Genomic DNA, 25624 nt, shown 5'->3' with positions numbered 1-25624 from the left:
AATGATAGCTTATTTAAAAGCATATATACCTACAATTAAAGTCACACTTATTTTAATTAAATACTTTACTGAATATTGTAGCAGTTGTCAAGCAATGTTTTTTGCCTCATCTAATTTTTTCACAAAATCATATACATCCTTCTTTACTTCTCCCTTAGGAATTGCTTCCTCTATTTTTTCTATAATGGCACTTCCTACAATAAGAGCGTCACAAAGGTGCTTTAGACTTTCTACCATCTCAGGAGTAGATATACCAAAACCAAGCGCTAAAGGTACATCAGTATATTTTCTTACCTTTTGTAAGAAATTATCCAAGTTTATATCAAACCCCTGTCTCCTTCCTGTCACCCCCATAGATGAAATACAATAAATAAACCCTTCAGCATCTTTAACAATTGCTTCTATACGTTCCTCAGAGGTAGGGGCTACCAAAGGTATCAGATCTATTGGATACCCTTTCATTATCTCTTGCAACTCTCTTCTTTCTTCTAAAGGCAGATCCGGTATAATTAGCCCATCTATACCACTTCTACAACAATTGTCTAAAAATCTTTCTATCCCGTATTTAAATACACAGTTATAATACACTAAAAACACAAGAGGAATTTGGGTTTTTTCCCTAAGTTTTTCTACCAACTGAAAAATAGAGGAGATATTTGCCCCTGCTTCTAAAGCTCTTTGAGCCGCCCTCTGAATCACTGGACCATCTGCCAAGGGATCGGAATAGGGAATCCCTAGCTCGATGATATCTGCCCCTGCCCTTTCCATCTCTAATACAAGGTGATGCGTAGTATCTAAATCAGGGTCTCCTGCGGTAATATAGGTAATCAGTGCTTTTTTATTTTCTTCCTTCAATTGTTGGAATTTTTTTGTTATTCTACTTTTCATCTTCTTTACCTCCTAGCACTTTGCGTATCGTATGAATATCTTTATCCCCTCTGCCAGACAAATTCACCACAATAACGTCTTCTTTTTTGGTATAAACTGCTAACTTCATCAAATAAGCAATAGCATGAGCACTTTCCAAGGCTGGAATAATCCCTTCTACCTTGGTCAAATACTGAAAAGCCTCTACAGCTTCATCATCGGTGATAGCTTCATACCTTACCCTTCCAGTTTCATGAAAATAAGCATGTTCTGGCCCAATACCGGGATAGTCTAAACCTGCGGATATAGAGTGAACTGGTGTAATCTGGCCATAATCATCTTGTAGTAAATAGGTCATCATCCCATGGATCACTCCCATAGAGCCCTTCGTTATAGTAGCAGCGTGGTGTTCAGTATCTACTCCTAACCCAGCTGCTTCTACCCCATAGATTTTCACTTCTTTATCTTCAATAAAAGGGTAAAACAATCCCATGGCATTGCTTCCACCACCGACGCAGGCCACTAAATAATCTGGCAATCTTCCCTCTTTTTCAAGGATTTGTTTCTTTGCTTCATCTCCGATAATTCTTTGAAAATCCCTTACCATGGTGGGATAGGGATGGGGACCTACAACAGAACCGATCACATAAAAAGTATCTTCCACATTGGTGACCCAATCTCTTATGGCTTCATTGGTGGCATCCTTTAGGGTACTGGTTCCAGAGGTTACAGTCCTTACCTTTGCCCCCAACATCTCCATCTTAAATACATTGAGGGCTTGTCGTTCCACATCCTCCTGCCCCATGTAAACCTCACATTGTAAATCAAACATAGCACATATAGTGGCAGTGGCTACACCGTGTTGTCCTGCCCCTGTTTCGGCAATGATCCGTTTTTTTCCCATCCTTCGTGCTAATAGCACCTGCCCAATAACATTGTTGATCTTATGGGCACCTGTATGATTTAAGTCTTCCCTTTTAAGATAGATTCTTCCTCCACCTAGTTTTCTGGTGAGATTCTCTGCGAAGTATAAAGGTGTCGGTCTTCCTGAATACTCCTTTACATAGTGTTGATAAGCTTCTTGAAAACCTGCATCTTCCTTAGCCTGAAGAAATGCCTCCTCTAGCTCAATCAATGCCTTCATTAAAGTCTCAGGAACAAATTGTCCTCCAAAGGCACCAAATTTTTTAGGTAATACATTTGCCATCATATTATCCCCTCACTGTTCTTATAAATTTTTCTATTTTTCTATAGTCTTTATATCCATCCCTCTCCACACCACTGCTTACATCTACAGCATAGGGTCTAAGGGTTTTCACTGCTTCCTCTACATTTTCTGAAGTAAGCCCTCCTGCTAAAATAATGGGTCTTTTTTGTGGCAATGGTGCAATTCCAGTCCAGTCTAAGGTCTTACCGGTACCTCCATATTCTCCCTCCACATAGGTATCTAGTAAATAACCCTCCGTATCATATTGCTGTAATTGACTTAAATCATCCGGGTTTTTGATTCTAAAAGACTTCCAAACCTTCTGGGAAAAAGCATTGATATAAGCTTGATCCTCCTCCCCATGAAGCTGCAATATATCTAAATCACAATATGCGGCAATTTCTTTTACTTCTTTTATAGGCGCATTGACAAAAACCCCCACGGTCTTAATCTGCTTTTCCAAGCCTTGTATCAAACTTTTTGCCTTCTCCTTTGTGATTTTTCTTTTGCTTTCTGCAAAGACAAAACCCACATAATCCGGTCGCAATTGATTTACATAGCTTATATCTTCCTTTTTTGTCAAACCGCATATCTTTACGGCTGTCATTTCTTTCACCCCCTAAGTTCCCTGATCTTTTTTCCTATATCCTCCGCCACCATAAAACCTTCCCCTATCAAGACAGCATTCACACCTAGTTTTTGTAGAAACTGCATATCTTCTCTTGTATGGATGCCACTTTCACTTACAATCACTTTATTTTTAGGAACAGAGGAGATTAACTTTTCTGTGGTCTTTAAGGTGGTTTCAAAGGTTTTTAAATTTCTATTGTTGATACCAATAATTTCTCCTCCCGCCTCCAGCACTTTATCTAATTCCTCCTCATTGTGGACCTCCAATAGACAATAGAGCCCTACCTGCTCTGCGATTCTTTGAAATTCTATTAATTGTTGTTTTGTCAATATTGCAGCTATCAACAAAATAGCGTCTGCCCCCAACAGCTTTGATTGGTAGACTTGATATGCCTCTATGATAAAATCCTTTCTAAGCAGTGGGCAGGAGGTAGTCTTTCTTACTTGTTTTAAATAGTCGTCACTTCCTTGAAAAAACTTATCTTCTGTCAGTACAGACATAGCTTCTACACAGCTTTCTTCATAAACTTCAGCGATTTCTAAAGGGTCAAAGCTTTGTCTAATGACACCTTTTGAAGGGGAGGCTTTTTTAATTTCTGCAATGATTGTCAACTGATTTTCCTTCTTCAAGGAATTTTTGAAATTTCGAGGGGGCTGAATGCAGTCAAGTTTCTCCACCAACTTCGATAAAGAAAGTTGATGTTTTTCCTCTGCCACCTTTTTTTTCTTATGGGCTACAATTTTATCTAAAATCATTGTTTCATCTCCTGACTAAAAGCAATAAGCTGGTGTAGTTTATCTAAAGCTAAGCCCATATCAATCACTTCCCGTGCCTGATCAATTCCTTCTTCTAAGGAGTTTGCTGCCTTACCTACATAAATCGCTGCCCCCGCATTGAGAAGAATCATATTTCTTTTTCCTCCCCTCTCCCCCTGTAGAACGTTTAAAAGAATTTTTGCATTTTCCTCTACATCTCCCCCTTGAATTTCCTGTTTATCTGCTAAAGGCAAATCAAATTTTCGTGGATCAATCTCATAAGTCCTCACCTTTTTATCCTTTAACTCACTTACTTTTGTTTTATCGCTAATGGTGATTTCGTCTAGACCATCACAGCCATGTACCACCATCGCCCTCTCCACACCTAAGTTCATCAATACCTCTGCCATCGTTTCTGTAAGGGCATCATCAAAAACCCCCAAGACCTGCCCCTGTACAGCAGCAGGATTTGTCAAGGGACCCAGTATATTGAATATGGTTCGAATACCCAACTCACGTCTAGGAAGAACAGCATGCTTCATGGCCTGATGAAAGTTAGGAGCAAACATAAAGCCTATATTTAATTCTTCAACACATCGCTTTACTTCCTGGGGAGTTAGCTGAATGTTTACTCCCAGTTTTTCCAAGACATCCGCACTGCCACAACTGCTGGTTACTGAACGATTTCCGTGCTTGATGACGGTGACGCCGGCGGCAGCAGCTACAAAGGCCACTGTAGTGGATATATTAAAAGTATTGCTGTGATCCCCTCCTGTTCCACAGGTGTCAATCGCATAGCAGTCCTCCACATCCACTTTTAATGCTTTTTTCCGCATCACCTTAGCACTTCCTATAATCTCCTCTACTGTTTCCCCCTTCATCCTTAAAGCTGTCAAGAAACCTCCAATTTGAGAGGCTGTAGCTTCCCCCTCCATGATGCTCTTCATCACTTCCATCATTTCTTCTTCTGTCAAGTGTTGTCTCTTAGTCACCTTATCAATAGCATATTGAATCATTTCATACACCTCCGACAGTTTAGATTACTTACTTCTCTATCTTCAAAAATTTTTTAATGATTTTTTTTCCTGCCTCCGTAGCTATGGATTCTGGATGAAATTGCAGACCAAAAATTGGATACTTTCTATGCTGTAATGCCATGATTTCTCCCGCTGGTCCCCTAGCAGTTACTATTAATTCCTCTGGCAGATTTTCCTTATCCACTACCAAAGAATGATAACGTGCCACCTTAAAAGGACTTCCGATACCACAAAATAGATTTTTTTCATTATGAGAAACCATAGAGGTTTTCCCATGAAACAGTGTTTCTGCATGAATAACTTTTGCACCAAAGACCTCTCCTATTGCTTGATGTCCAAGGCAGATTCCTAAGATCGGTGTTTCTTTTCCTAGTTCTGCAATAACACTTTTACTTATTCCCGCACTTTTAGGAAAACCTGGTCCTGGAGAAATAATAATATGAGAAGGCTTCATCTCTCTTAAAGCCTCTACGCTTATAGCATCATTTCTGAAAACCTCAATTTCTGGTTGAATTTCTCCTATATACTGATAAAGATTATAGGTAAAAGAATCATAGTTATCTATAATGATAATCAACTTACCCTCTCCTCCAATCTACTCATAGTCACCATCAGCCCCTCCAGCTTCCTTAGGGTTTCTTTGTACTCTTCCTCTTCATTAGAATCTGCCACAATACCAGCTCCAGCCTGCAGATAGGCTTGCTTTTCCTTAAACAAAATACTGCGTATGGCAATACACATATCCATATTGCCATTGAAGCCTAAATAGCCCACAGCACCACCATAGATCCCTCGCTTTTTATTTTCTAGTTCATCAATGATTTCCATAGCCCTTACTTTTGGAGCTCCTGATAGCGTTCCTGCTGGCAGACAAGCCACCAAGGCATCATACATATCATATTTCTCTTTCAGCTTCCCAATCACGTTTGAAACAATATGCATCACATGAGAATATCTGCAAACCTCCATATACTGACTGACCTCTACGCTGCCAAACTCCGCCAGCTTACCGATATCATTTCTAGCTAAATCCACCAGCATAAGATGCTCTGCTCTCTCTTTCTCATCTGTTAGTAAATCCTTTGCCAATATTTCATCCTCTTCAGCATTTTCACCTCTAGACCTGGTTCCTGCAATAGGGCAAGTTTCTATCAGTTGATCTTTTACCTTCACCAACAACTCTGGTGAAGACCCCGCCAGCTGATAATCTCCAAAATCTATATAAAACAAGTAGGGAGAGGGGCTTACGCTTCTTAGGTTTCTATAAACTTCAAAAGGCGACAGTTCAGTCTTAACCTGTAAACGTTGAGACAATACGACTTGAAAAATATCACCATTTCTTATATGCTCCTTTGCTTTTTTCACTTTTTCCATGAAGGTGTCCTTTGTCTCATTGCTGCGATAGTGAAGCTTTGAACTCCCCTCTGTCATGTCTCTTTCCATTAAAAAGCTCTGCCTACATATCTCCTCTTGAATTTTTTTAAGCCGCCTTACCCCAGTATCGTAAAGCCTTTCTATATCCCCTTTTATGGACAAGTTCACAATGATTTTAATTTTTTGTTTCACATGATCATATACAATAATCTCCTCTGCCATTAAAAGATGCACCAGTGGGAGATTCACGTCATCTTCATTGACATGGGGTAATTTCTCATAATTTCTTACAATATCGTAGCCTATATAGCCTACCGCCCCTCCAATAAAATCCGGCATATTTTCTATTTGAGGTGCTTTATAATCCTCCATCACCTGCTTGATGATCTCTATTTCATTTCCTTTTTTTTCATAAACCCTGTCTCCCTCCACAATCGTTACTTGATGATCCTTCCCCTGCATGGTGACAAAAGGCTTTCTGCCAATATAAGAATATCTTCCTCGCTTTTCTCCTCCTTCTACACTCTCCAATAAATAACAATTGGAGGTGTTACATAGCTTTTTAAATAGGGTAATGGGGGTTTCGGTATCTCCTTGTATCTCCATAGAGACAGGGATGATTTTATAGGTTTTGCTTAAATCTTTAAATTGTTGATAGGCTGGATAAGTCATTATATTTTTCTCCTCTCTATAAAAAAAAGCACTTCATCCCTATAGTAAGGACGAAATGCTTTAGATTCCGTGTTGCCACCTTCATTAGATGTAAGATCACTAAAAATAGATGTGTATTTTAGGGAAATAAAAAAACACTTCAATTCCCCTATAGGACGAAATGTTTCTACTCCGTGTTGCCACCTATTTTAGATGATTTTAATCATCTCACTCTTCCAAGTACGGAAATAATTTCTTATTTCGATACCCTGTCTCTGTAACGTGAGACCTACGGCTAGTGATACTCTCTAAAGATTTCCCACTGCTTCTCATGGAACCATTCAATAAGTCTATCTGCATCAGGCTTTCACCACCCCCGACTCGCTTTGGCTTCAGAGCTTACCTACTCTTTCCAATCTCAGAATTTACTGTAAACTATACTTTTTTAAAATTCTAATACGATTTCTTCCATCTGTCAATAGTAAATTTCAAAATATCTATATTAAAATTTTTTATGTCCTTTTAAAAAATTTTGTATTGACATACTTAAAAAATTTCATTATAATTTGATTAAAATTTTCTAATAATTTGATACATAGTTTTACCAGATTCATATAATATATGTAAACCATATAAATTTGAAAAGAAGGGTGATTTTCATGTTAAGTAACATTAAAGAAATTTGCCAACTTCATAGCTATTATTTTAACTTTTACTGGGGCTTTTACTTTTTTAGCGCCAGCTATTTTGCATTCAAAAAATATAGATATGAAAACTTCTTTCAAAGGAAATATATGGATGAAAAACTGATGCCAACATAGTTTTTCTCACTTTCACAACGTAGTACGATTATACAAGTGGATTCCTAAGAAGGAATCCACTTTTTTATTTGTATAAAATTTAAATTAAAAACAAGGAGGAGTTAATGATGGTTATTGTAATGAAGCCAGGTGCACCACAGGAGGTTATTGAAAAAATTGAGAAGAAGATGATTAGTTTAGGTTGTGAGGTTCATCCGGTACAGGGTGCCAGCTACTGTGTATTAGGCTTAATAGGAGATACCAATAAAATCAACCAAGGTCAGATTGAAGCCAATGAGTATGTAGAAAAAGTACTGCGGGTACAACATCCCTTCAAGCTGGCCAGCAGAGTTTTCCATCCTGAAAATACTATCGTTGAAGTAGATGGTGTGAAAATTGGTGATGGTAGTGTTACGATTATGGCGGGGCCTTGTTCTGTAGAAAGTGAAGAACAATTAATGACAACTGCCTTTGCTGTCCAAAGGGAAGGAGCTCATATTCTTAGAGGTGGTGCCTTCAAACCAAGAACTTCCCCCTACAGCTTCCAAGGGATGGGTGAAGAGGGCTTAAAAATTCTTAGAAAAGCAAAAGAAGCTACTGGCATGCCTATCGTTACAGAGGTAATGTGTCAAGATACCTTTGATATTGTAGAAGAATACGCAGATATCCTCCAAATCGGTGCTAGAAATATGCAAAACTTCCCTCTTTTAAAAAGAGCCGGGAGAAGCCAACGTCCTATTCTTTTAAAGAGGGGCTTATCCGCCACCATAGAAGAACTACTGATGTCAGCGGAATACATCATGTCAGAGGGTAATCACAATGTTATTTTATGTGAACGTGGTGTCAGAACCTTTGAAACCTACACACGAAATACCTTCGATGTCAGCGCTGTACCTGTCATCAAAGAACTAAGCCATTTACCGATTGTCACTGATCCTAGTCATGCCACTGGAAAATGGTCTATGGTAGATCCCCTAGCAAAAGCCTCTGTTGCCGCTGGTGCCGATGGATTGGTGATCGAAGTACATCATCAACCAGAAGTTGCTTTATGTGACGGTGCTCAGTCTCTTAAGCCTGAAAAATTCGCTAAACTGATGAGGGGTATTGAGAAGCTTGTGGAGATTCGGTAATGTGTTCGTTGAATAAACAACTAAAAATCTAATTTGAAAGTTTTTGTGTTGGTCACTGATCAAGAGCAGTAAGTTCCACTGATTATTAATGCTTAGAGGTGAGGATTTTCTATACTAAGAGTGAAAACAGAATGAAAATTCTACAAGAGGATTAGATAGTTACCTGCAGAAATCTCAAAATTTCCACAGGTAACTAATCCCTCTTAAATACGCAAAATAGCTTAAGTACTTTTATTCTATTCAATTACCACTTCTCTACCCCTAAGGACCGTGCCTTCCTCAAGACAGTAGGTTGTGCCACCCCTAAGACTTTGGCTGCTTTGTAGGTGCTTCCATACTTTTTCAGTGCTTTTTCGATAATTTTTTTCTCAAATGCATCTACTGCCTCTCTTAAAGTCATGTTTTCGCTATTGGTAGGATCATCTAAAAATTTGTTTTTCCCAAAAATATTGACGATATCATTTCGAGTAATTGCTTTTTTTTCTCCAATAATCACCAATCGCTCTACTGTATTTTCTAGTTCTCTTACATTACCAGGCCAATCATAGTGCTCCAGTGCTTCGATAGCATCTATTTCGAAGACTTTCTTTTTATGATACTTTTGATTAAAGTCTTCAAGGAAATTATATGCTAATAACGTAATATCTCCCTCCCTCTCTCTTAAGGGCGGTATTCTAATAGGCACTACGTTTAAGCGGTAATACAAGTCTTGTCTAAAGGCTCCCTTTTCTATTTGTTCCTGTAGATTTTGATTTGTTGCAGCAAGCACCCTTACATTTAAGCTAATGTTTCTTGTCCCACCAATTCTTGTAACCTCTCTTTCTTGAAGAACTCTGAGAAGTTTTGATTGTACTCTGATGGGGATTTCACCAATTTCGTCTAGTAAAATCGTTCCATTGTTGGCCATTTCAAAGAAGCCTAGTTTTTCTTTATTCTGCGCTCCTGTAAAAGCACCTTTTTCATAGCCAAATAATTCAGATTCTAACAAAGTCTCTGGAATCGCTGCACAGTTGACCTTAATGTAAGGTCCATCTTTTCTTTTGCTATGTTTATATATTTCTCTTGCAATGACTTCCTTTCCTACACCAGTTTCCCCAGTAATCAGTACTGTAGCATCAGTTTTTGCAACGCTCTCAATCAGTTCTCTAATTTTTTCAACATCCATGCTTTCTCCAATTAAAGCACTTCGCATTTCATGCTCTTTAATGTGTTCCAACTCATGAAGATATCTATTTTTCTCGCTTTCTGTTTCATCAAGCTTTTTCTTTAGTTCTACTAATTCTGTTAAATCTCTAAGCACCGTCAATACATAAGCCACTTCCCCCTCATCATCAAAAAATGGCGTGCTTGTTATAAGAAAGCTTTTTTCACGTCCTTTTGCAGTAGTGATAACAGAAATCTTTTTCTTCTCTTCTAAAACCACTATTGATATTGCGCGAGGTTGCATAATTTTAAAGGTTTTATTCGTGCTTTTTTCAACCATCTCTAGTGTAGAAGTTTTATTTTCTGCTTCACCCACTATAAAGGTCGTAGTATAATTGATGTTTTTGTCCCATATAGCATCTATATGCTTTCCAATAACATCCTCTTCTTTAAGGTCTTTTATCTCCAAATACCTTTTGTTAACAGCAGTTATCATTCCGTTTTTATCTATCACATAAATACCATCTGCTATGCTATTGGCAATAGTAAAGGCATCTAGCTGCTTTTTCTTAGGGATTTTATTTTCTTCAATAATCTGATCGATAAGATCATTTATATCCAAACCAGTCTTTTCCGCCAATTCATCAATTTTCTTTTTGACTTTCTGAGAAATTTTGATTGTATGCCCTCCGTTCATTTTTCCCCTCCTCAAGCCTTATTATAAGAGCTAGTATTAAAAGTTCTTAATAATAATTATTATATCATAATACTATCCTTAAATTAGAAACTAACAGGAGGGAAAATTAGTAAGATATTTCACTGGATAAAAATAACCAGCAGGATATAGATTGCTGGTTATTTTTATCTGTGCTGATAGGAAAGTTTTTTTCTTTTTATTTATTCCAATTCTTAAGACCTAAAATTTCTCTTGTTTCGTCTGGCGTAGCGACTTCTTTGTTCATTTCAGCTATGGTTCTCTTGGTTCTTTCCACAAAATCAACATTTGATTTTGCTAAAACTCCCTTTGAATAGAAGATATTGTCTTCCATGCCTACTCTTACATTTCCACCTAATGCTAAGGTTGCATATAAGATAGGAAGATGTTGTTTTCCAATTCCAAAGGCACTCCATGTAGCATCTTGAGGAATTAAACTCTTTAAAAACACTAGGTTTTCCACTGTAGCTGTCATCCCTCCTGGAGCCCCTAAAACAAATTGAAAATGCAGCGGAGCTTTTAAAATCCCCTTTTTAAGATAATATAAAGCATTATATACCATTCCCGCATCGAAAACTTCTATTTCAGGTTTTACATTATTTTCTTGCATCGTCATACCTAATTTTTCTAGAAACTTTGGATTGTTTTCAAAGACAGTGGTATGTGCCCAGTTCATGGTACCACAATCGTAGGATGCCATTTCTGGCTTCAATTCAACAAAAGGCTTCATTCTTTCTTCATCTGTTAAACCTATACCTCCAGAAGTGGTTAGATTTAATACAATGTCACATCTTTCTCTAACAAGCTTTACAGTTTTTTCAAACTTTTCAAAGCTCATAGAGGCCTTATCTTCATCATTACGTACATGTATATGTGCCATAGAAGCCCCGGTCTTCCAACATGCATAGATTTCGTTGGCGATCTCCTCTGGTTGCAGCGGCACATAGGGTGTATCTTGTTTTGTAGGCCATGCTCCTGTGGTTGCAACGGTTAATATCACTTTATTCTCCATTATTTCTCCCTCTCTCTATCGATGTAGTTTACAAGTGGTTATATTCTTTACTTTGCAAGTTGTTATCTTTCCACGATCAAGGCTGTTCCCATTCCCCCACCAATACATAGGGTTGCTAATCCTGTTTTAGCCTCTCTTTTATTCATCTCATAGAGCAACGTTACCAGAATCCTTGCCCCCGATGCCCCAATAGGATGCCCCAGAGCAATGGCTCCACCGTTTACATTGATTTTAGACGGATCTAATCCTAGGTCCTTTGCCACAGCTAAGGATTGTGCTGCAAAGGCTTCGTTGGCTTCGATCAAGTCTAAATCATCTACTGTCATTCCTGCCTTTTTCAGGGCTTTTTTTGTTGCTGGTACTGGTCCATATCCCATAATGCTTGGATCTAGTCCATCAGATGCATAGGCTTTGATTTTTGCAAGCGGCTTTAATCCTAGTTCTTCTGCCTTCTCTTTAGACATTACCACCAACATAGCGGCTCCATCATTAATACCAGAAGCATTTCCTGCTGTTACCGTTCCATCCTTTTTAAAAGCAGGTTTTAATTTTTTTAAGCTTTCCACTGTAGTACCAAACTTAGGGTATTCATCCGTATCAAAAACGATGGGATCTCCCTTTTTCTGTGGAAGAACAACAGGGACAATTTCCTCTTTAAAATTTCCATCCTTTACTGCCATCTCTGCCTTTGATTGGCTTTTAGCTGCAAACTCATCCTGTTCTTCTCTTGATATCTGCCACTTTTCAGCGATATTTTCAGCGGTTATACCCATATGATAGTTGTTATATGCGTCCCAAAGCCCATCTTGGATTATGGAGTCAATAACATTGCTGTGACCCATTTTATTACCCCATCTTGCTTGGTCCAGTAAGTAGGGAGCATTGCTCATGCTCTCAGTCCCTCCTGCTAAGACAATTTCTGCATCTCCTGATTGGATGATTTGAGCTGCTAAACTTACAGCACGAAGTCCTGAACCACAAACTTTATTAATAGTCATTGCTGAGGTTGTTTCCGGTAACCCACTTTTTATTGCAATCTGTCTTGCTATATTTTGTCCTAGTCCAGCCGACAGTACATTCCCTACGATCACTTCATCAATCATCTCTCCAGTGATACCAGCTCTTTTTGTTGCTTCTTTAGCAGCTATAACACCTAACTCTACTGCTGACATCTTAGCAAGGCTGCCACCAAAATTCCCGATTGGCGTTCTAGCTGCACCAACAATTACGATTTCCCTCATTTTGATCCTCCTCGCAGCTATTACTAAGGGCATCCCATGTTGACGAATCATCCTACCTATGACTGCCCTTAAACAATTCATTTCTAACTATTAGCATTAACTTACTCCATAATTTGTCATTGTTATGAAAGTCCTATTTTTGTCATCCTGAGGGAGGTACCACCGAAGGATCTTATGCCTAAAAGGTGCCCAAAAAGAATATCTTTGCTACAGTCTAGTTTAAGTACAATAAGATCCTTCGCTATGCTCAGGATGACAAATCAAGAGAGTTTAGGGTACATCTATATCACTTAGCAGTATTAGAATCCACCGTATCTATATTCTCTATCTGGTACATCATTTAGATCATCCTCATCGATTTCAGCAACGCAGCGAACCATTGATCCATCTCCTAACCACCAGCGAATTGGGAATGCCATGAACTTAAAGCGTTTTCCCACAACTTTGTCAAGGTCACCACCAAGGTTTTCTACACCTACGATACCATTACCCATCATAAGCTTATGGCATGGCTCCCAAGTTCCCTCAAGACCATGATTTTCAAGTTTTCCATAGGCTTCCATGTATTTTTCTAAACCAAATGTATTAATATAAGTTTCCTTGTTAAATTCTGCATAGGTTTCAATACCAAATTTTTCGATGTATTCTTCAGTGATCGGTTTACCAGAATTACCAATAAGGTTCATTGCAACGTAACCACCATTCTTGCCCATGGTTGTGTGTAGAGGATGATCAAGGGCTTGCATGTCCATAGCTACACATTTTGGTTGGTACTTTGCAAACCATTCTCCTGCTTCTCTACCGGTTCCACAGGAATAATGATAATATTCTTTTGTATCATCAAACTTTAAGTGCATACCTGTCCTGATACAAACAACCATTCCTTTTAATTCTTCCGGTTTGATATTTGCACGTTCGCAAGCATCATAAAGATGTGAAGCTTTGATCAATCCCCAGTTTTCAACACGAACATCAAGACAAACCGCATCACCATAATAGGCATCTAAAGGCATTTCATGGGTGTAACGTGCACGCTTACCATTAAACTCGTATTCCATAACATGTCGGGGTGCATCCGCATGTGTACCGCAGTGCATAACAACATCTATTTTTTGTGTTAACACGCCGCTTTTTGCAAGGTTGTGCATTGTATCTATTTTAGGCTTTGCAAAATAAGGCCATACAGGTATATCCGCATGGAACGGATGACTTAAATCTACTAATACTTTCTTTCCCATTGTTAATAACCTCCTAAAATGTTTAATTTAAATTTCATAGGCGTTAACTTAGTACAATTATCACCAAAGTTCTCTTGAACTGTCATCCTGAGGGTAGCGAAGGATCTTGGAGTAGCCAAGAATTTTACTAACACTACGATCCTTCGACTCCGCTTTGCTCCACTCAGGATGACAAATTATGGCTTAAGTTAACGCTAATGATTTAAATTTATTTGTTATATAAGACCTTTACTAGGTACTCTGCCAACTGCTTTTTAGAAGCTGTGGCTTCTTCTGGTGTCCATTCTTGAAAGCCTTTTCCTGTCTTAAAGCCCAGTTCTCCTTTTGCAACCTTTTCCTTTAATAGTGGAGAAGGTTCATGAGAATCTTCAAGATATTTTAAAATATAGCTGTGAATAGACAAGGTTAAGTCTAGTCCTACCATATCAGCATTCTCCATTGGTGCTAAAATCGGTAGTCTTAAGCCTGGTCCAAATTTCAAGGCTTCGTCCACTGTTTTAGCATCTGCTATGCCTCTTTCTACAATGGAGATAGCTTCTCTCCAAAGGGCATGTTGTAATCTGTTGGCAACAAATCCAGGTACATCTTTATTTACCTTGATGGGATGCTTGCCAATAATGTTCATTAAATCCATGGTTTGTTCTACCACTTCCTCAGATGTTTCTTCTGCTTTGATTACTTCCACCAACGGAATAAGGTATGGAGGATTCCAGAAATGCGTTCCTATTACCCTTGCCTTGTTTTTGGTTTTTTCAGCAATCTCTGTAATGCTCATTACAGATGTATTGGTAGCAAAAATGGTATCCGGTCTACAAAGTTGATCCAGATCCTTAAATAAGTTTTGTTTTAGTTCCATGTCTTCAGGAATACATTCTATAATAAAGTCAGCATCCTTAGCGGCAATCTCCATGTTATCAACAACTGTAACATTGGATAAGGCAGTTTTTACCTCTTCCTTCGTATGGATCCCCTTTTCTACCAATGTGTTTAGACTTGATTCAATGGTTTCCAACACACCAGAGGCCATTCCCCTTCTTGAGAAAATGGTGACTTTGAAGCATCCTTTTACCGCAAAAATCAGAGCGATGCCGCTTCCCATCATTCCCGTACCAAAAATAGTGATGTTTTTAAATACTTTTTTCTCCACAATGATGCCTCCCTTTTAGCCTGCGGTACAGCCGCCATCTACATAAATTACTTGCCCTGTAATGAAGTCTGCCGCTGCTGAAGCAAGGTATACTGTGGAACCCACCATATCTTGAACCAATGCAGCTCTTCCCATAGGGATTCTATCTAAGAAAATTTTCTTTAATTTTTCATCCTCTAGTACTTCTTGTGTAAGAGGTGTCCAGAAAATTGTTGGTGCAACAGAATTTACATTAATATTGTATTTTGCCCATTCAGTAGCTAACTGCTTTGTTAGTAAAGATACAGCTCCTTTACTTGTGCCATAGGCTGCGTATCCTCCTGGATGTCCTGCAAAAGCCCTTACAGAAGAAACTGTAATAATTTTTCCATAACCCTGTTCCTTCATGACATTTCCTACGATTTTACAAGGAATAAAGGTTCCTGTTACATTGATGTCCATTACTTGCTCAAAAGCATCTACTGGGAATTCTTCTGCTGGAAACCTCTTTGCAATGCCAGCAACTGTAACTAAAATATCTATTTTACCGAAGGCATCTAAGGTTTTTTGCACCATTTCCTTCACTTGTTCTTCCTTAGTAACATCACAAACCACTGCTAACGCACGTTTACCTACTGCCTCTACCTTTTTTACAGTTTCTTGAAGGGTTTCTAAAGTTCTACCAGTTACAACAATATCTGCTCCATGAAGGGCAAGTCCTGTTGCCACCCCTTCTCCTAATGACCCAGCGCCACCTGTAACGATAGCAACCTTTCCCTCTAGGCTAAACATGTTTTTGATTTCTGTATTGTTCATTACCTTCATAAATACCCCCCTTATCTATACTTCAGGATAATTAACCACTACCAACATAGTTGCCGGCATATTGGTTTCATTAATAATCTCTCTTCCCTCATTAGGTCCTATAAAAATAGAATCCCATTTTTTCAACACAAATTTTTCTTGTTTTGATTTAACAACAACTTCTCCTTCTAAAACAACATAGATCTTCTCTGTGGGAGAATCCTCATAGGCGTACTCTGCTCCACCACCAGGGAGAAAGTGTGAAACACCCATCCAAAACTTAGAGGCTCCAGTTTCTTCTAAGCCATGTAATTTTAAAGTAGATACATCAAAATGCAATGGTGCCTTATAAGGTTTAACATCTTCAAATGCCACCTTCTTCATAAACTTCACCTCCTCTCAATAACTTTTATAATTCCATAACCTTTAAATCATCGCTAATGATTAGATCTGCTTCAGTTGCTTTTAAAACATCTTCTACAGTAATATCAGGAGCAATTTCCTTTAATAAAAGACCCTCAGGACTCACTTCCATCACCGCTAGTTCTGTAACAATAAGATTTACCTGCCCTACAGCTGTAAGAGGCAACTTACATTCTTTTAAGATCTTTGCCTCTCCTTTAGCAGTGTGAAGCATAGCAATAATTACTTTCTTTGCTCCACTTACCAAGTCCATAGCCCCACCCATACCGGGAACCATTTTTCCTGGGATCATAAAATTTGCTAAATTTCCTTTTTGATCCACCTCTAAAGCCCCCAGCACTGTGGCGTCTACATGCCCACCACGGATAATCCCAAAAGATGTTGCACTATCAAAGAAAGCCGCTCCTTTTTTTACGGTCACATACTGGGCCCCTGCATTAACAATATCTTTATCTTCTTTTCCAACTTCAGCAGCTGTGCCTAAACCTACAAAACCGTTTTCAGACTGCAAAGTTACATGAATGCCTTCAGGGATATAGTCTGCCACCATGGTGGGAAGTCCGATGCCTAAATTTACCACATCTCCGTCCTTCAACTCTTTGGCAATTCTTTTTGCAATCATTTTTTTTGCTATATTTGCCTCCATTATTTTTCACCCCCAACAATGTAGTCTACAAAAATACTAGGTGTCATAACATAATTGGGATCCAGCTCTCCTACTTCAACAATTTTCTCTGCACCAACCAATACCATATCTGCAGCAGTTGCCATTAAGGGGTTAAAGTTTCTTGTGGAGCCATTATAAAAAACATTCCCTATTTTATCTACGATAGAACCCCTTAAGAGAGCCAGGTCTGCCCTCAGTGGCAGTTCTAAAAGATATTCTTTCGTGCCCACTTTTATTTTTGTTTTCCCCTCCTCTATAATCGTCCCTATTCCGGTTTCAGTTAAAAAGCCTCCTATACCTGCACCACCACATCGAATTTGTTCTACTAATGTCCCTTGCGGCACTAATTCTACCTCTAACTCTCTTGCGTTCATTTGTCTACCAGTCTCTGGGTTTAGTCCTATGTGGGAGGCTATTACCTTCTTAATCTGTTTTTTTGCAATCAGCTTACCTATCCCTTTATCTGGCAGCCCTGTATCGTTGGCAATTATCGTTAGATCTTTAACCCCTTTTTCTACCATTGCATCTATAAAAATTTCTGGCGTACCTATCCCCATAAATCCACCAATCATGATGGTCATACCATCTTTGATTAAACTCATTGCTTCATTCATACTTTTTACTTTACTCATGGCTCATACCTACCACCTTTGCAATAGTCTGTACTCTCATCTCTTGCCTATCCTATTATATAAGCAATCTCTATGCCAAATTTTATTAATATAAGTTTTTTTTGCATTTCAATTAACAGAGCCTTGAAAACACTGGATTTCTTTATTAACTTATTTAAAATGCTCATGTAAACCTTCTGTGAAATTAATGCTAGAGGATACTGTTTTCTTAATAAAAGAAAAATATTGATACAAATTTGTATCAATATTTAAGCTTATAAAAGTAAAAGTACACTTTAGTGTGGTTTTTCTTTTGATTCATTTTTGTATCGTTGTGATGTTGTTTTGTATCGCAAAAACCTAAAAAACTTTAGCCATTTCTTCAAGAACTTTAGCCGAGGCATCTAGCTCCTCTATTGTTGCTGTTATTTCCTCTAATGCAGCTGCTTGTTCTTGAAAAATACCCTCTGATTGCTTCATATTATGTAGTATCTTTTCTACCGATTCTCTCACCCTCAATAAAACAACATCAATCTTTTCTATAGATTCACTACTTAAACTAGATAGTTTTCTGATTTCCTCTGCCACAACAGCAAAACCTTTGCCGCTCTTTCCTGCTCTTGCAGCTTCAATGGCTGCATTTAAACCTAATAAATTAGTTTGACTAGCAATATTATTTACAAATCTAATAATTTCATCTGTTTTTTTCGTTGTCTCACAGGTTTCATTTGTCATCTCTACCATAGTGGAGTTAGTTGCCGCTATATCTTGAGCCCCTGAGGAAATTGCATTAACAGCAAAAGCTATTTGGTGTAGGGAGGCAGCAAGGTTTTCTGCTAACATCGACATTTTCAACTGTTTTTCCAAACTTCTGCCTATACCAAAGGCCCCAATAATAGCCCCCTCTTCACCTCGAATAGGTACTGCTGTGGACCTAAAGGCAGTGCCGAACTTTTCCTTCGGAACTATCACAGAAAAAAGTTTGCCAGATTGTATTGCTTCATACATACCATCCCCTTCTGTAATCAAATCTCCTTCATTCACACTGACGGGAATGTTTTTGTTTTTAGTCTGATGTATAAATTTTTCTCTGTCTGTTACGCCAACAATAATATCTTCATCAAAAAAATAGGATAAATAAGAGGTCAAATAAATAAAATGATCTAATATTTTCTGCTGATTCTCCTTCTTCATCATAATAGCCTCCCTAAATGTTTCATTATTTTTTATTCATCTCAACATCTACAGCAGCTGCTTGTATCATAATATTAAAAGTACTTTCTGTGCTGCTGATCTTTTAGGTTTTCTTAAGAAAAATACAATGAATCCAGCTATAGTCCGCGAAAAACAGCTTTAAAATAGATAGAAAAAAAGATACAGGGGGTTCCGGTTAGAGTAACTCCCTGTATCTACTAGTTTATTCCATGCTTAGAGCTATTTTCCCTTTTACCTATATAACCAGAGAAACTTTTGGGTTTTCTCCCCATCCTACAACTCACATTTTAAGATTAATAAATAGCAATTTATGAGGACTTTATTTAAGAGATAAACTTTAAGAATTATTTACATCTGTTATAGGATTTACAGCTATCCTATCTTCAGTATTCTCTGGAAGCACTAAATTTGCAACAACTGCAGTTATACAACCAATAGCGATAGAAGCTTGGAATAAGTAACCAATTATTCCAGGCATTGCATTAGTAACCGCAGCAGGTAGAAGCCCTGCACCTATTGTTGCTAAAACTGAAATACCTACAACTAAATTATTTCTCTCCGTAATTGGGTAATTTTTAATACTATTAAATCCACTCATAAGAATAGCAATGCAAACGATTCCGTATACTCCCCATACTACCGAAGAAGGGATAATCGCCATTAGATACATAAGCTTAGGGCTAAAGGCTAAAATAACAGCTACAACACCAGCAGCAATAGCAGCATATCGGCTAAATACCTTAGTAACTACTAGAACTCCTGTATTGGAAGCATAACTACTAACAGGTAAACCCCCAACTAACGATCCAATCAATACGCCAAGACCTTCACCTATTACCCCTCTATCCATTCTCTCATCATCTACCGCGTCATCGCTCATCTCAGTAATCGTAAACCAAGTACCGATGGACTCAACCATACTTATTATCATAATTACGGCAAACACCATAATTGAACCAATTTCAAACTTTGGAGCTCCAAAGGGGAAAAGCCTAGGAATAGCGAACCAAGGGGCACTTACTACAGGTGTTAGATCTACTTGCCCGAAGAAGGACGCAACAAATGTTCCAATTGCCATAGCGTAAATTACCCCTCCAATATTAAGGGCTTTACTTAGTGTGTTTTCTGATCTACCTAATCGCATAAAAAATAACAAGGAGAAAAATGTAACTCCTGCTATCAAGAAGTTAACGCCGGGTGAACCTGGAAGATCTAATATAGAAGTGAAGGTAATTGGCATCAATGAAATACCTATAACAACGATAACCGTTCCAGCTACTAATCCTGGAATGAATTTTCTGACGAATTTACTGAAGAGTCTAAAATAACCAAGTAAAACAATCATAATTGAGGTCACCATTAGTGCTCCCACAAGGGTAGCAAAATCTGCTCCCATCACCACCGCAATTACTGCCCCAAATGTTGCAAAAGACATTCCTTGTATTACCTGCATCTTAAGAAAGAAGCCCGCTTGAATAATTGTTGCAATACCACAAGCCAAGAAAGTCATTCCAATGAAAGCAGCTGCAAGCGAAACCTCCATTTGGAAAACACCAATAAGCACAAAAGGACCTAAAAATAAGTTACATGCTAATAACGATTGCATACCATAAAAAAGTGACTGCTGAACAGTAAGCTTTTCATTAACCCCAATTCTTACTTTAGAACTATTCATTTACATTTCCCCCTCTTTAATTTGTTATCTTTCTCTTTTAGAATTAAGACTCCCCCTCCAAACGTTAACGTAGGTGGGGTTTTCAAATCAGATGGAGCAGACTCTCCATCTGATTTCCCAATGTTTTAATTTACTGAAATGAGTTCACTGCTTTACATGGTTAAATACATGGAAAAGCCAAAAACTAATTCTTCATATTGCTGAGAATTCGGTGCAATAAATTCTTCCTCGTCTTGAGAAACATCGTTTTTTTCTACATACTCTGACCATGAAGTGTAATATTCTGATTTAAATTCCATTTTTCATTCCTCCTTTTTAATAAACGCCGTATTCTCTTACAAATTCATTAACGGCAATAATATTTTCAGGATTGGCATCCTTTATATTTAAAGCTACTTTATCAAAAGAGAATATATAATTGCCACCTGGTGCAAGGATATCAAGAAGTTCTTTTGCCTTATCAATACATTCTTGCTTTGTTCCTTGAGCTAGCAATGTCAATGGATAAAGCCCTGAAACAATATGTTTCTTCCCTACTTTTTCTTTGATTTCCTTTGGATCACCATACTCAAACATCATGTGTGTGCCTGCAGGCAATTCATTTAAATAATCTAAGAATCTAGTCCAATCATGTTCAACAAATAACAATACCCCTGCGCCTGCAGCTCTTAATCCTTCAACTAACTTTTTAAAGGTTGGCCAATAGAATTTCACAAAATCTTTTTCCCTCATATAAGGTGCCATATGGAGAGGAATAAATGTTTTTTTGCTGATAGATGAATTAGGTTTAACTCCTGCCTTCAACATCATAGGTAGTACCGCTTCACATGCTGCAAGCACCTTTTCTGGATACCTTCTTATATCTGAGCTAATTCCACTAAAACTTCTAAACTGATCTGCAACTTGATCAAAGGGTGCAATTGACTGACCATTTACGCGATCATCTGCTAAACCATATTTTGCATTCATCTCAGCATCAGCAGCGGCTATTTGCCCCATGATATCGAAAAAGGCTTTTTGTGCCTTTGCAAATACTAAGGCTTTTTTGGCTGGTGCTGCATCTAAATTACTATATAGTCGTGGAAATATTTTATCGTGCATAAACTTATAAGGGTCTGCAATCATCTCATCATACTCTTCCGGCTGCATACCGGTAATCTCTGGATGTTGGATTTGTCCAGAAGAACTCATCACAAAGTTTTTTGCTCCTAATATGTTATATACTGGATATAATCTCGTAAATGTAGCTGGATTAATATCGGATGCAAAGGATTTTGCGCCAACTTCAATCATATCTCTAAATCCACTAACATCCCATTGCGCCTTTTTTAAGTCCACCCCAGCATATTGCATAATATAGGTTATATCCATCCAAGTATACACAGGTACCCTTTTAGGTATTTTTCCTTCTTCAATATCTTTGAAAAGCTGATTTCTCTCTGCTGCTTGTGCTAACATATCCTTCATTTAATTCACCCACCCTTGACATATTTTTACACCTTCTGCTGCATTTGTAGTAAAGGCATCTGCCTCAACATACTCACAAGACTCTTTTGTTACAGGATTACCTCCGATGATAATTTTTACATCTTCTCTTAATCCTTCTTTTTTCATTTCATCTATGATATTTTTCATAGAATCAATTGCTAAGGTAAGTACACCACTCATGCCTATGATCTGTGGTTTTACTTCTTTAACCTTTTGAATAAAAGCACTTGCTGACTGATCAATACCGATATCATATACTTCAAAACCTGCTGCTTCTGCCATACTTCTAAAGATATTTTTACCGATATCGTGTAGGTCCCCCTCCACTGTACCAAGAACAATGGTGCCCACCTTTTCTGTGCTGTCTGAACCAATTACAGACTTTAATGTTTCAATAGCACTTGTTAATAACTCTCCAGCAAAGATTAAGTCTCCTACGAAGTATTCACCTTGATCAAATAAGTCCCCTACAATTGCCATTCCTTGCTGACATACATTTACTACCTTTTGCGCTTCTTCTTCGCTTGGATTTGTTTCCACAAACTTCTCTAACATTTCCAACACTTGCTCTTCATCAAGGTCCCCTACTGCCTGTTTTAATACATTTAAATCAATTGCTAATTCTGCCATTTTAAATTCCCCCTTGCTTATATTTAGATTGTAAGTTTTTAAAAGCATTTATAATTAATCAAATTATCTTTCAATAAAACAATTGAAATACTCATGTAAAGAAATTTTACTGAAGTAGTAGAAATACTATTGGTATTGTAATAATAGACAGTACATGGCTCATCAATACACATTTCGTTGCAAAGTGCGTATCCCCACCATATTTTTCTGGAAAAATTACAATGGTCATTGCTGCGGGAATTACTTCAATCGTTACACAAATCTTAATCAGCATAAAATCTAAATTCATACCTTTTAGAAGTGCAAATGTTAAGATAGGTGCTACGATTAATCGAACAAAGCATCCAATGTATACATCTTTATCTGAAAATAAATCATGAAACTTTAAATCAGCAATTTTACCACCTATAATCATCATAGCTATTGGTGTTGTCATTGAACTTAACATATTCATAGGTCTAAGAATCACATATGGTATGTTGACGGAAAATATAAATGTCAACAGACCTATCACAATAGCTAAAATGCTAGGGTGTATTATTAAAGCTTTCATAAATGAAGGATCCTTTGCTTTAGCAAACAGTCTTTGTCCATAAGTCCACATTAAGACATGGTAAGGAATCATAAATATAGAAGCATAGAAAACCCCTGTTTCTCCATACAATGCCAGTATAAAGGGTAGCCCCATAAAACCAGCATTAGGAAATATGCCAAAATAGTTTAGTACATTCCTCTTATCTACTTCATACTTTTTAAATATAAGCTTATTAACAACAACTAATAGCACATGAATAAGTGTGGATAGTATTAAAATTAGTCCAATGTTTTTAAACATCTCTATAGAAAATTCAAAGTGAAATGCCGATATAATCATAGCTGGTAGGGCGATATATATTAGAATGGATGATAATCCATTACTTAGCTGATCGCTTAATATTTCCTTTTTTCTTGTGATATACCCTATGATCATCAAGATTGCCAAAACAGTTACTTGATTAACGACATAAAAAATTTCCATTTTTTTCTCCCAATTTTCTTAACGATAGACTATTTTTACTTACTATATTTTTTTACATTTCTCAACTTCTCATGAATTTAATATTCATACTGCCATTATGTAAAAGCAAATTTTATGCCAAAACTTCCTGAGGGCATCATTTTTTATTTTGTAAAATTTCTCACCTATCTAAAACATTGATTTTGCTGTTTAAATTCATCTTTCTTATACAAATAAACTTTACTATGGGAACTTTTTTAAAAATCCTCCTATCACAGTATTTAAAGTTTTTAATGCAATTTTGTATTAAAAGTCATACAAGAAAGCAAAAGATCCAGTATTGTGCCTTTTACTTCTTAGATTCATAATTGTATCACTTGTGATACTTTTTTGTATCATCTCTTACATATTACATACCTCTGCCCTAATCTGTAACTTCGAGATTATTTTCATACTCTAGATAAAATTCTACTCATTCAAATCCTATCCTATTGACAATACTTCTTTTGATGTTGGCTTAGCCCTATTATTTTCACCATCACCTTCCATATCAAACTGAGCATAGCGAAGATCTTCTCAATTCTAAGATTCTTTGTTTTCCCTCAAAAACTTTTTAAACTTTCTTTCGAAAGCATCTTGCAAAACTCTCTTTGGATATTTATAATAAACTTAATTAAACTTGTTGTGCTATTTAGATAAATAATTCAAGTATTGATCTAATAGGGATATTACAGTTATTTTTATTTCCATAATGCCCCATAGTAAAAATGTGTAGTTTAGCACAACAGATTAATTTAGTGCAACAGATCATTAGCATTAACTTAAGCCATAGTTTGTCATCCTGAGTGGAGCAAAGCATAGTCAAAGGATCTTAGTGTTAGTAAAATGACAGTTGGAGAGAACTTTGATAATAGTTGTATTAAGTTAACGCCTATGATATACAGACTAATTCATTTGATTTGAGGGATGCGTTATGCCAAGTATCAATAATCTAACCCATGAACAAATACGGGAAATTAATTGTATGAAAATTCTACAATTTTTAAGAAAAAATCATGAAGCTACAAAGTCAGAACTTGAAAAGATTTTGGGGGTAAGCCACACTACTGTCAATTCATATACTCAAACATTGCTTGATAGAGGCTTTGTAACTCCCTTTGGAACAGCAGATTCAAATGGTGGTAGAAAGCCGGTTATTATTCGGCTGCTACCAAACGCACGATATGCTTTTGGGGTTAATGTATCACCAAAATATGTTAGCTTAGCACTGGTAAATTTACAGGGGGATATTGTGGATTCCACTGAGTTTACCTATTCTTTTAATCTGGGACTGCCAGGTTCCCTTACCCAAATTAAGGAGCATATTTTTACAATGCTGGACCACCACAAAATAGAGAGAGAAAAAGTATTAGGTGTAGGAATGGCTTTTCCAGGATTGGTCGATGGTACTATGCTGGAATACATCCCTAACCTTAATATCAAAAAATATTGCCTGAAAAATTTTGAAGAAGAACTGGGTTTAGATATTTTCCCGGAAAATGAGGCTGATCCCGCGGCCTATGCGGAATACGTGATCGGAAAAGGCGGGGACTTAGATGATTTTGTCTATGTATCCATTGCGGAAGGAATTGGGACAGGAATTATGATTGATCACTGTATTTTTCGTGGAAATCGCAAGCGGGCCGGAGAATTCGGACATCTGAAAGTATCTGATGTAAAGCTTCGCTGCAATTGCGGTCGCTACGGTTGTTGGGAATTATTTGCTTCTAAGCGTGCTTTATTAAAGGATAGCAGTAACACCATCAATGAAGTAGAATATCTTCAAAAACTATTTCATGATTATAATAATAATGTTCCTTCGGCGGTCCTCAAAATAGAGGAATATGTGCATTATCTATTTTCTGGATTAGAAGCTATTTCACTGACATTAGATCCATCTTGCATCATTATCGGCGGTGACCTGGGAGATTATATGCAGCAATTGATTGATATCGGCGTCAAGAAACTAAAACTCACAGATAATTTCTACGGATATGAATCAATAAAAATTATGTCTTCAGCTATTAAAGAAAATGCAGCGTTATTAGGAGCCGCACTACTTCCTTTTGAAAAGGTGTTTAATTTTCAAAAAGTTGATTTTAAAGCAAGGTTTAATTAGTCTCAAGTAAATTTATTATATGAGGAGGT

General features: G+C 37.4%; 24 protein-coding genes and 1 other annotated feature. Of the genes, 2 read left to right on the top strand and 22 right to left on the bottom strand.

Translation table 11 applies throughout. The features are described from left to right. Window positions 1-87 precede the first annotated feature (87 nt). From trpA to trpE, 7 genes are read right to left on the bottom strand one after another with little or no spacing between them, the layout of a single operon-like run. Window positions 88-888 (bottom strand): tryptophan synthase subunit alpha, encoded by an 801-nt coding sequence (gene trpA, locus CACET_RS02170; protein ID WP_044823171.1) that lies wholly within the window; start codon window positions 886-888, stop codon window positions 88-90. After that, on the bottom strand, window positions 878-2074 hold the full coding sequence (gene trpB, locus CACET_RS02165) for a tryptophan synthase subunit beta (protein ID WP_044823172.1): 1197 nt from the start codon (window positions 2072-2074) through the stop codon (window positions 878-880). The genes trpA and trpB overlap by 11 nt, the downstream gene beginning before the upstream one ends. Window positions 2075-2078: 4 nt before the next feature. After that, a complete protein-coding gene (locus tag CACET_RS02160; RefSeq protein WP_044823173.1) occupies window positions 2079-2681 on the bottom strand; it encodes a phosphoribosylanthranilate isomerase in 603 nt (200 codons plus the stop codon). Between the two features lie 5 nt (window positions 2682-2686). Continuing rightward, window positions 2687-3460 carry an indole-3-glycerol phosphate synthase TrpC gene (trpC, locus tag CACET_RS02155; RefSeq protein ID WP_044823174.1) on the bottom strand — a complete coding sequence of 258 codons (774 nt, stop codon included), beginning with the start codon at window positions 3458-3460 and terminating at the stop codon, window positions 2687-2689. Beyond that, the gene (gene trpD, locus CACET_RS02150; protein ID WP_044823175.1) at window positions 3457-4476 is read right to left on the bottom strand and encodes an anthranilate phosphoribosyltransferase; all 1020 of its coding nucleotides are present in this window, start codon (window positions 4474-4476) and stop codon (window positions 3457-3459) included. The genes trpC and trpD overlap by 4 nt, the downstream gene beginning before the upstream one ends. 28 nt (window positions 4477-4504) lie before the next feature. Then, window positions 4505-5074 (bottom strand): anthranilate synthase component II, encoded by a 570-nt coding sequence (locus CACET_RS02145; RefSeq protein ID WP_044823176.1) that lies wholly within the window; start codon window positions 5072-5074, stop codon window positions 4505-4507. Beyond that, window positions 5071-6543 (bottom strand): anthranilate synthase component I, encoded by a 1473-nt coding sequence (gene trpE, locus CACET_RS02140; protein WP_044823177.1) that lies wholly within the window; start codon window positions 6541-6543, stop codon window positions 5071-5073. The genes CACET_RS02145 and trpE overlap by 4 nt, the downstream gene beginning before the upstream one ends. A 148-nt stretch (window positions 6544-6691) precedes the next feature. Continuing rightward, window positions 6692-6951: a binding site (T-box leader), on the bottom strand. Between the two features lie 499 nt (window positions 6952-7450). On the opposite strand from trpE, the gene aroF reads away from it, so the two are divergent. Then, the gene (aroF, locus tag CACET_RS02135; protein ID WP_044823178.1) at window positions 7451-8452 is read left to right on the top strand and encodes a 3-deoxy-7-phosphoheptulonate synthase; all 1002 of its coding nucleotides are present in this window, start codon (window positions 7451-7453) and stop codon (window positions 8450-8452) included. Window positions 8453-8696: 244 nt separating this feature from the next. Here the strand turns inward: aroF and CACET_RS02130 are convergent, their stop codons facing one another. The 15 genes from CACET_RS02130 to CACET_RS02065 all read right to left on the bottom strand — a co-directional run bounded on the left by CACET_RS02130 (window position 8697) and on the right by CACET_RS02065 (window position 23458). Further along, window positions 8697-10292: a sigma-54 interaction domain-containing protein gene (locus tag CACET_RS02130; protein WP_044823179.1), complete on the bottom strand. Its 1596-nt coding sequence runs from the start codon at window positions 10290-10292 to the stop codon at window positions 8697-8699. A gap of 196 nt (window positions 10293-10488) precedes the next feature. Beyond that, window positions 10489-11322, bottom strand: coding sequence for a beta-keto acid cleavage family enzyme (locus CACET_RS02125; protein WP_044823180.1), 834 nt, complete (start codon window positions 11320-11322; stop codon window positions 10489-10491). A gap of 62 nt (window positions 11323-11384) precedes the next feature. Further along, a complete protein-coding gene (locus CACET_RS02120) occupies window positions 11385-12563 on the bottom strand; it encodes an acetyl-CoA C-acetyltransferase (protein WP_044823181.1) in 1179 nt (392 codons plus the stop codon). Between the two features lie 299 nt (window positions 12564-12862). Continuing rightward, the gene (locus CACET_RS02115) at window positions 12863-13801 is read right to left on the bottom strand and encodes a cyclase family protein (RefSeq protein WP_044823182.1); all 939 of its coding nucleotides are present in this window, start codon (window positions 13799-13801) and stop codon (window positions 12863-12865) included. A 208-nt stretch (window positions 13802-14009) separates the two neighbouring features. Continuing rightward, a complete protein-coding gene (locus CACET_RS02110; RefSeq protein ID WP_242846868.1) occupies window positions 14010-14948 on the bottom strand; it encodes a 3-hydroxyacyl-CoA dehydrogenase family protein in 939 nt (312 codons plus the stop codon). Between the two features lie 15 nt (window positions 14949-14963). Further along, window positions 14964-15752: an SDR family NAD(P)-dependent oxidoreductase gene (locus CACET_RS02105; RefSeq protein ID WP_044823183.1), complete on the bottom strand. Its 789-nt coding sequence runs from the start codon at window positions 15750-15752 to the stop codon at window positions 14964-14966. Window positions 15753-15767: 15 nt separating this feature from the next. Continuing rightward, the gene (locus CACET_RS02100; protein ID WP_044823184.1) at window positions 15768-16115 is read right to left on the bottom strand and encodes a cupin domain-containing protein; all 348 of its coding nucleotides are present in this window, start codon (window positions 16113-16115) and stop codon (window positions 15768-15770) included. Between the two features lie 25 nt (window positions 16116-16140). Continuing rightward, window positions 16141-16800, bottom strand: a complete 660-nt coding sequence (locus tag CACET_RS02095; protein ID WP_044823185.1) for a 3-oxoacid CoA-transferase subunit B — start codon at window positions 16798-16800, stop codon at window positions 16141-16143. Beyond that, window positions 16800-17453 (bottom strand): CoA transferase subunit A, encoded by a 654-nt coding sequence (locus CACET_RS02090; RefSeq protein WP_044823186.1) that lies wholly within the window; start codon window positions 17451-17453, stop codon window positions 16800-16802. The genes CACET_RS02095 and CACET_RS02090 overlap by 1 nt, the downstream gene beginning before the upstream one ends. Window positions 17454-17792: 339 nt before the next feature. Beyond that, the gene (locus CACET_RS21260; protein WP_423229896.1) at window positions 17793-18167 is read right to left on the bottom strand and encodes a methyl-accepting chemotaxis protein; all 375 of its coding nucleotides are present in this window, start codon (window positions 18165-18167) and stop codon (window positions 17793-17795) included. Between the two features lie 817 nt (window positions 18168-18984). Then, the gene (locus CACET_RS02080; RefSeq protein ID WP_044823188.1) at window positions 18985-20322 is read right to left on the bottom strand and encodes a uracil-xanthine permease family protein; all 1338 of its coding nucleotides are present in this window, start codon (window positions 20320-20322) and stop codon (window positions 18985-18987) included. 152 nt (window positions 20323-20474) lie between these two features. Next, entirely contained in the window at window positions 20475-20621 is a 147-nt protein-coding gene (locus CACET_RS20340) for a hypothetical protein (protein ID WP_158385945.1), read from the bottom strand. Window positions 20622-20637: 16 nt separating this feature from the next. Further along, window positions 20638-21789 (bottom strand): uroporphyrinogen decarboxylase family protein, encoded by a 1152-nt coding sequence (locus CACET_RS02075; RefSeq protein ID WP_044823189.1) that lies wholly within the window; start codon window positions 21787-21789, stop codon window positions 20638-20640. Beyond that, the gene (locus CACET_RS02070; RefSeq protein WP_044823190.1) at window positions 21790-22440 is read right to left on the bottom strand and encodes a cobalamin B12-binding domain-containing protein; all 651 of its coding nucleotides are present in this window, start codon (window positions 22438-22440) and stop codon (window positions 21790-21792) included. Window positions 22441-22546: 106 nt separating this feature from the next. After that, the gene (locus tag CACET_RS02065; protein ID WP_044823191.1) at window positions 22547-23458 is read right to left on the bottom strand and encodes an AEC family transporter; all 912 of its coding nucleotides are present in this window, start codon (window positions 23456-23458) and stop codon (window positions 22547-22549) included. A 1003-nt stretch (window positions 23459-24461) separates the two neighbouring features. Between CACET_RS02065 and CACET_RS02060 the strand changes: the two genes are divergently transcribed. Further along, on the top strand, window positions 24462-25595 hold the full coding sequence (locus tag CACET_RS02060; protein WP_044823192.1) for an ROK family transcriptional regulator: 1134 nt from the start codon (window positions 24462-24464) through the stop codon (window positions 25593-25595). Window positions 25596-25624: the final 29 nt, after the last annotated feature.

Origin of the sequence: Clostridium aceticum, assembly GCF_001042715.1 — a bacterium.
GTDB lineage: Bacteria > Bacillota > Clostridia > Peptostreptococcales > Natronincolaceae > Andreesenella > Andreesenella acetica.
Note: the sequence above shows the minus strand (reverse complement) of the source record. Positions and strands in the feature narration are given on the sequence as shown.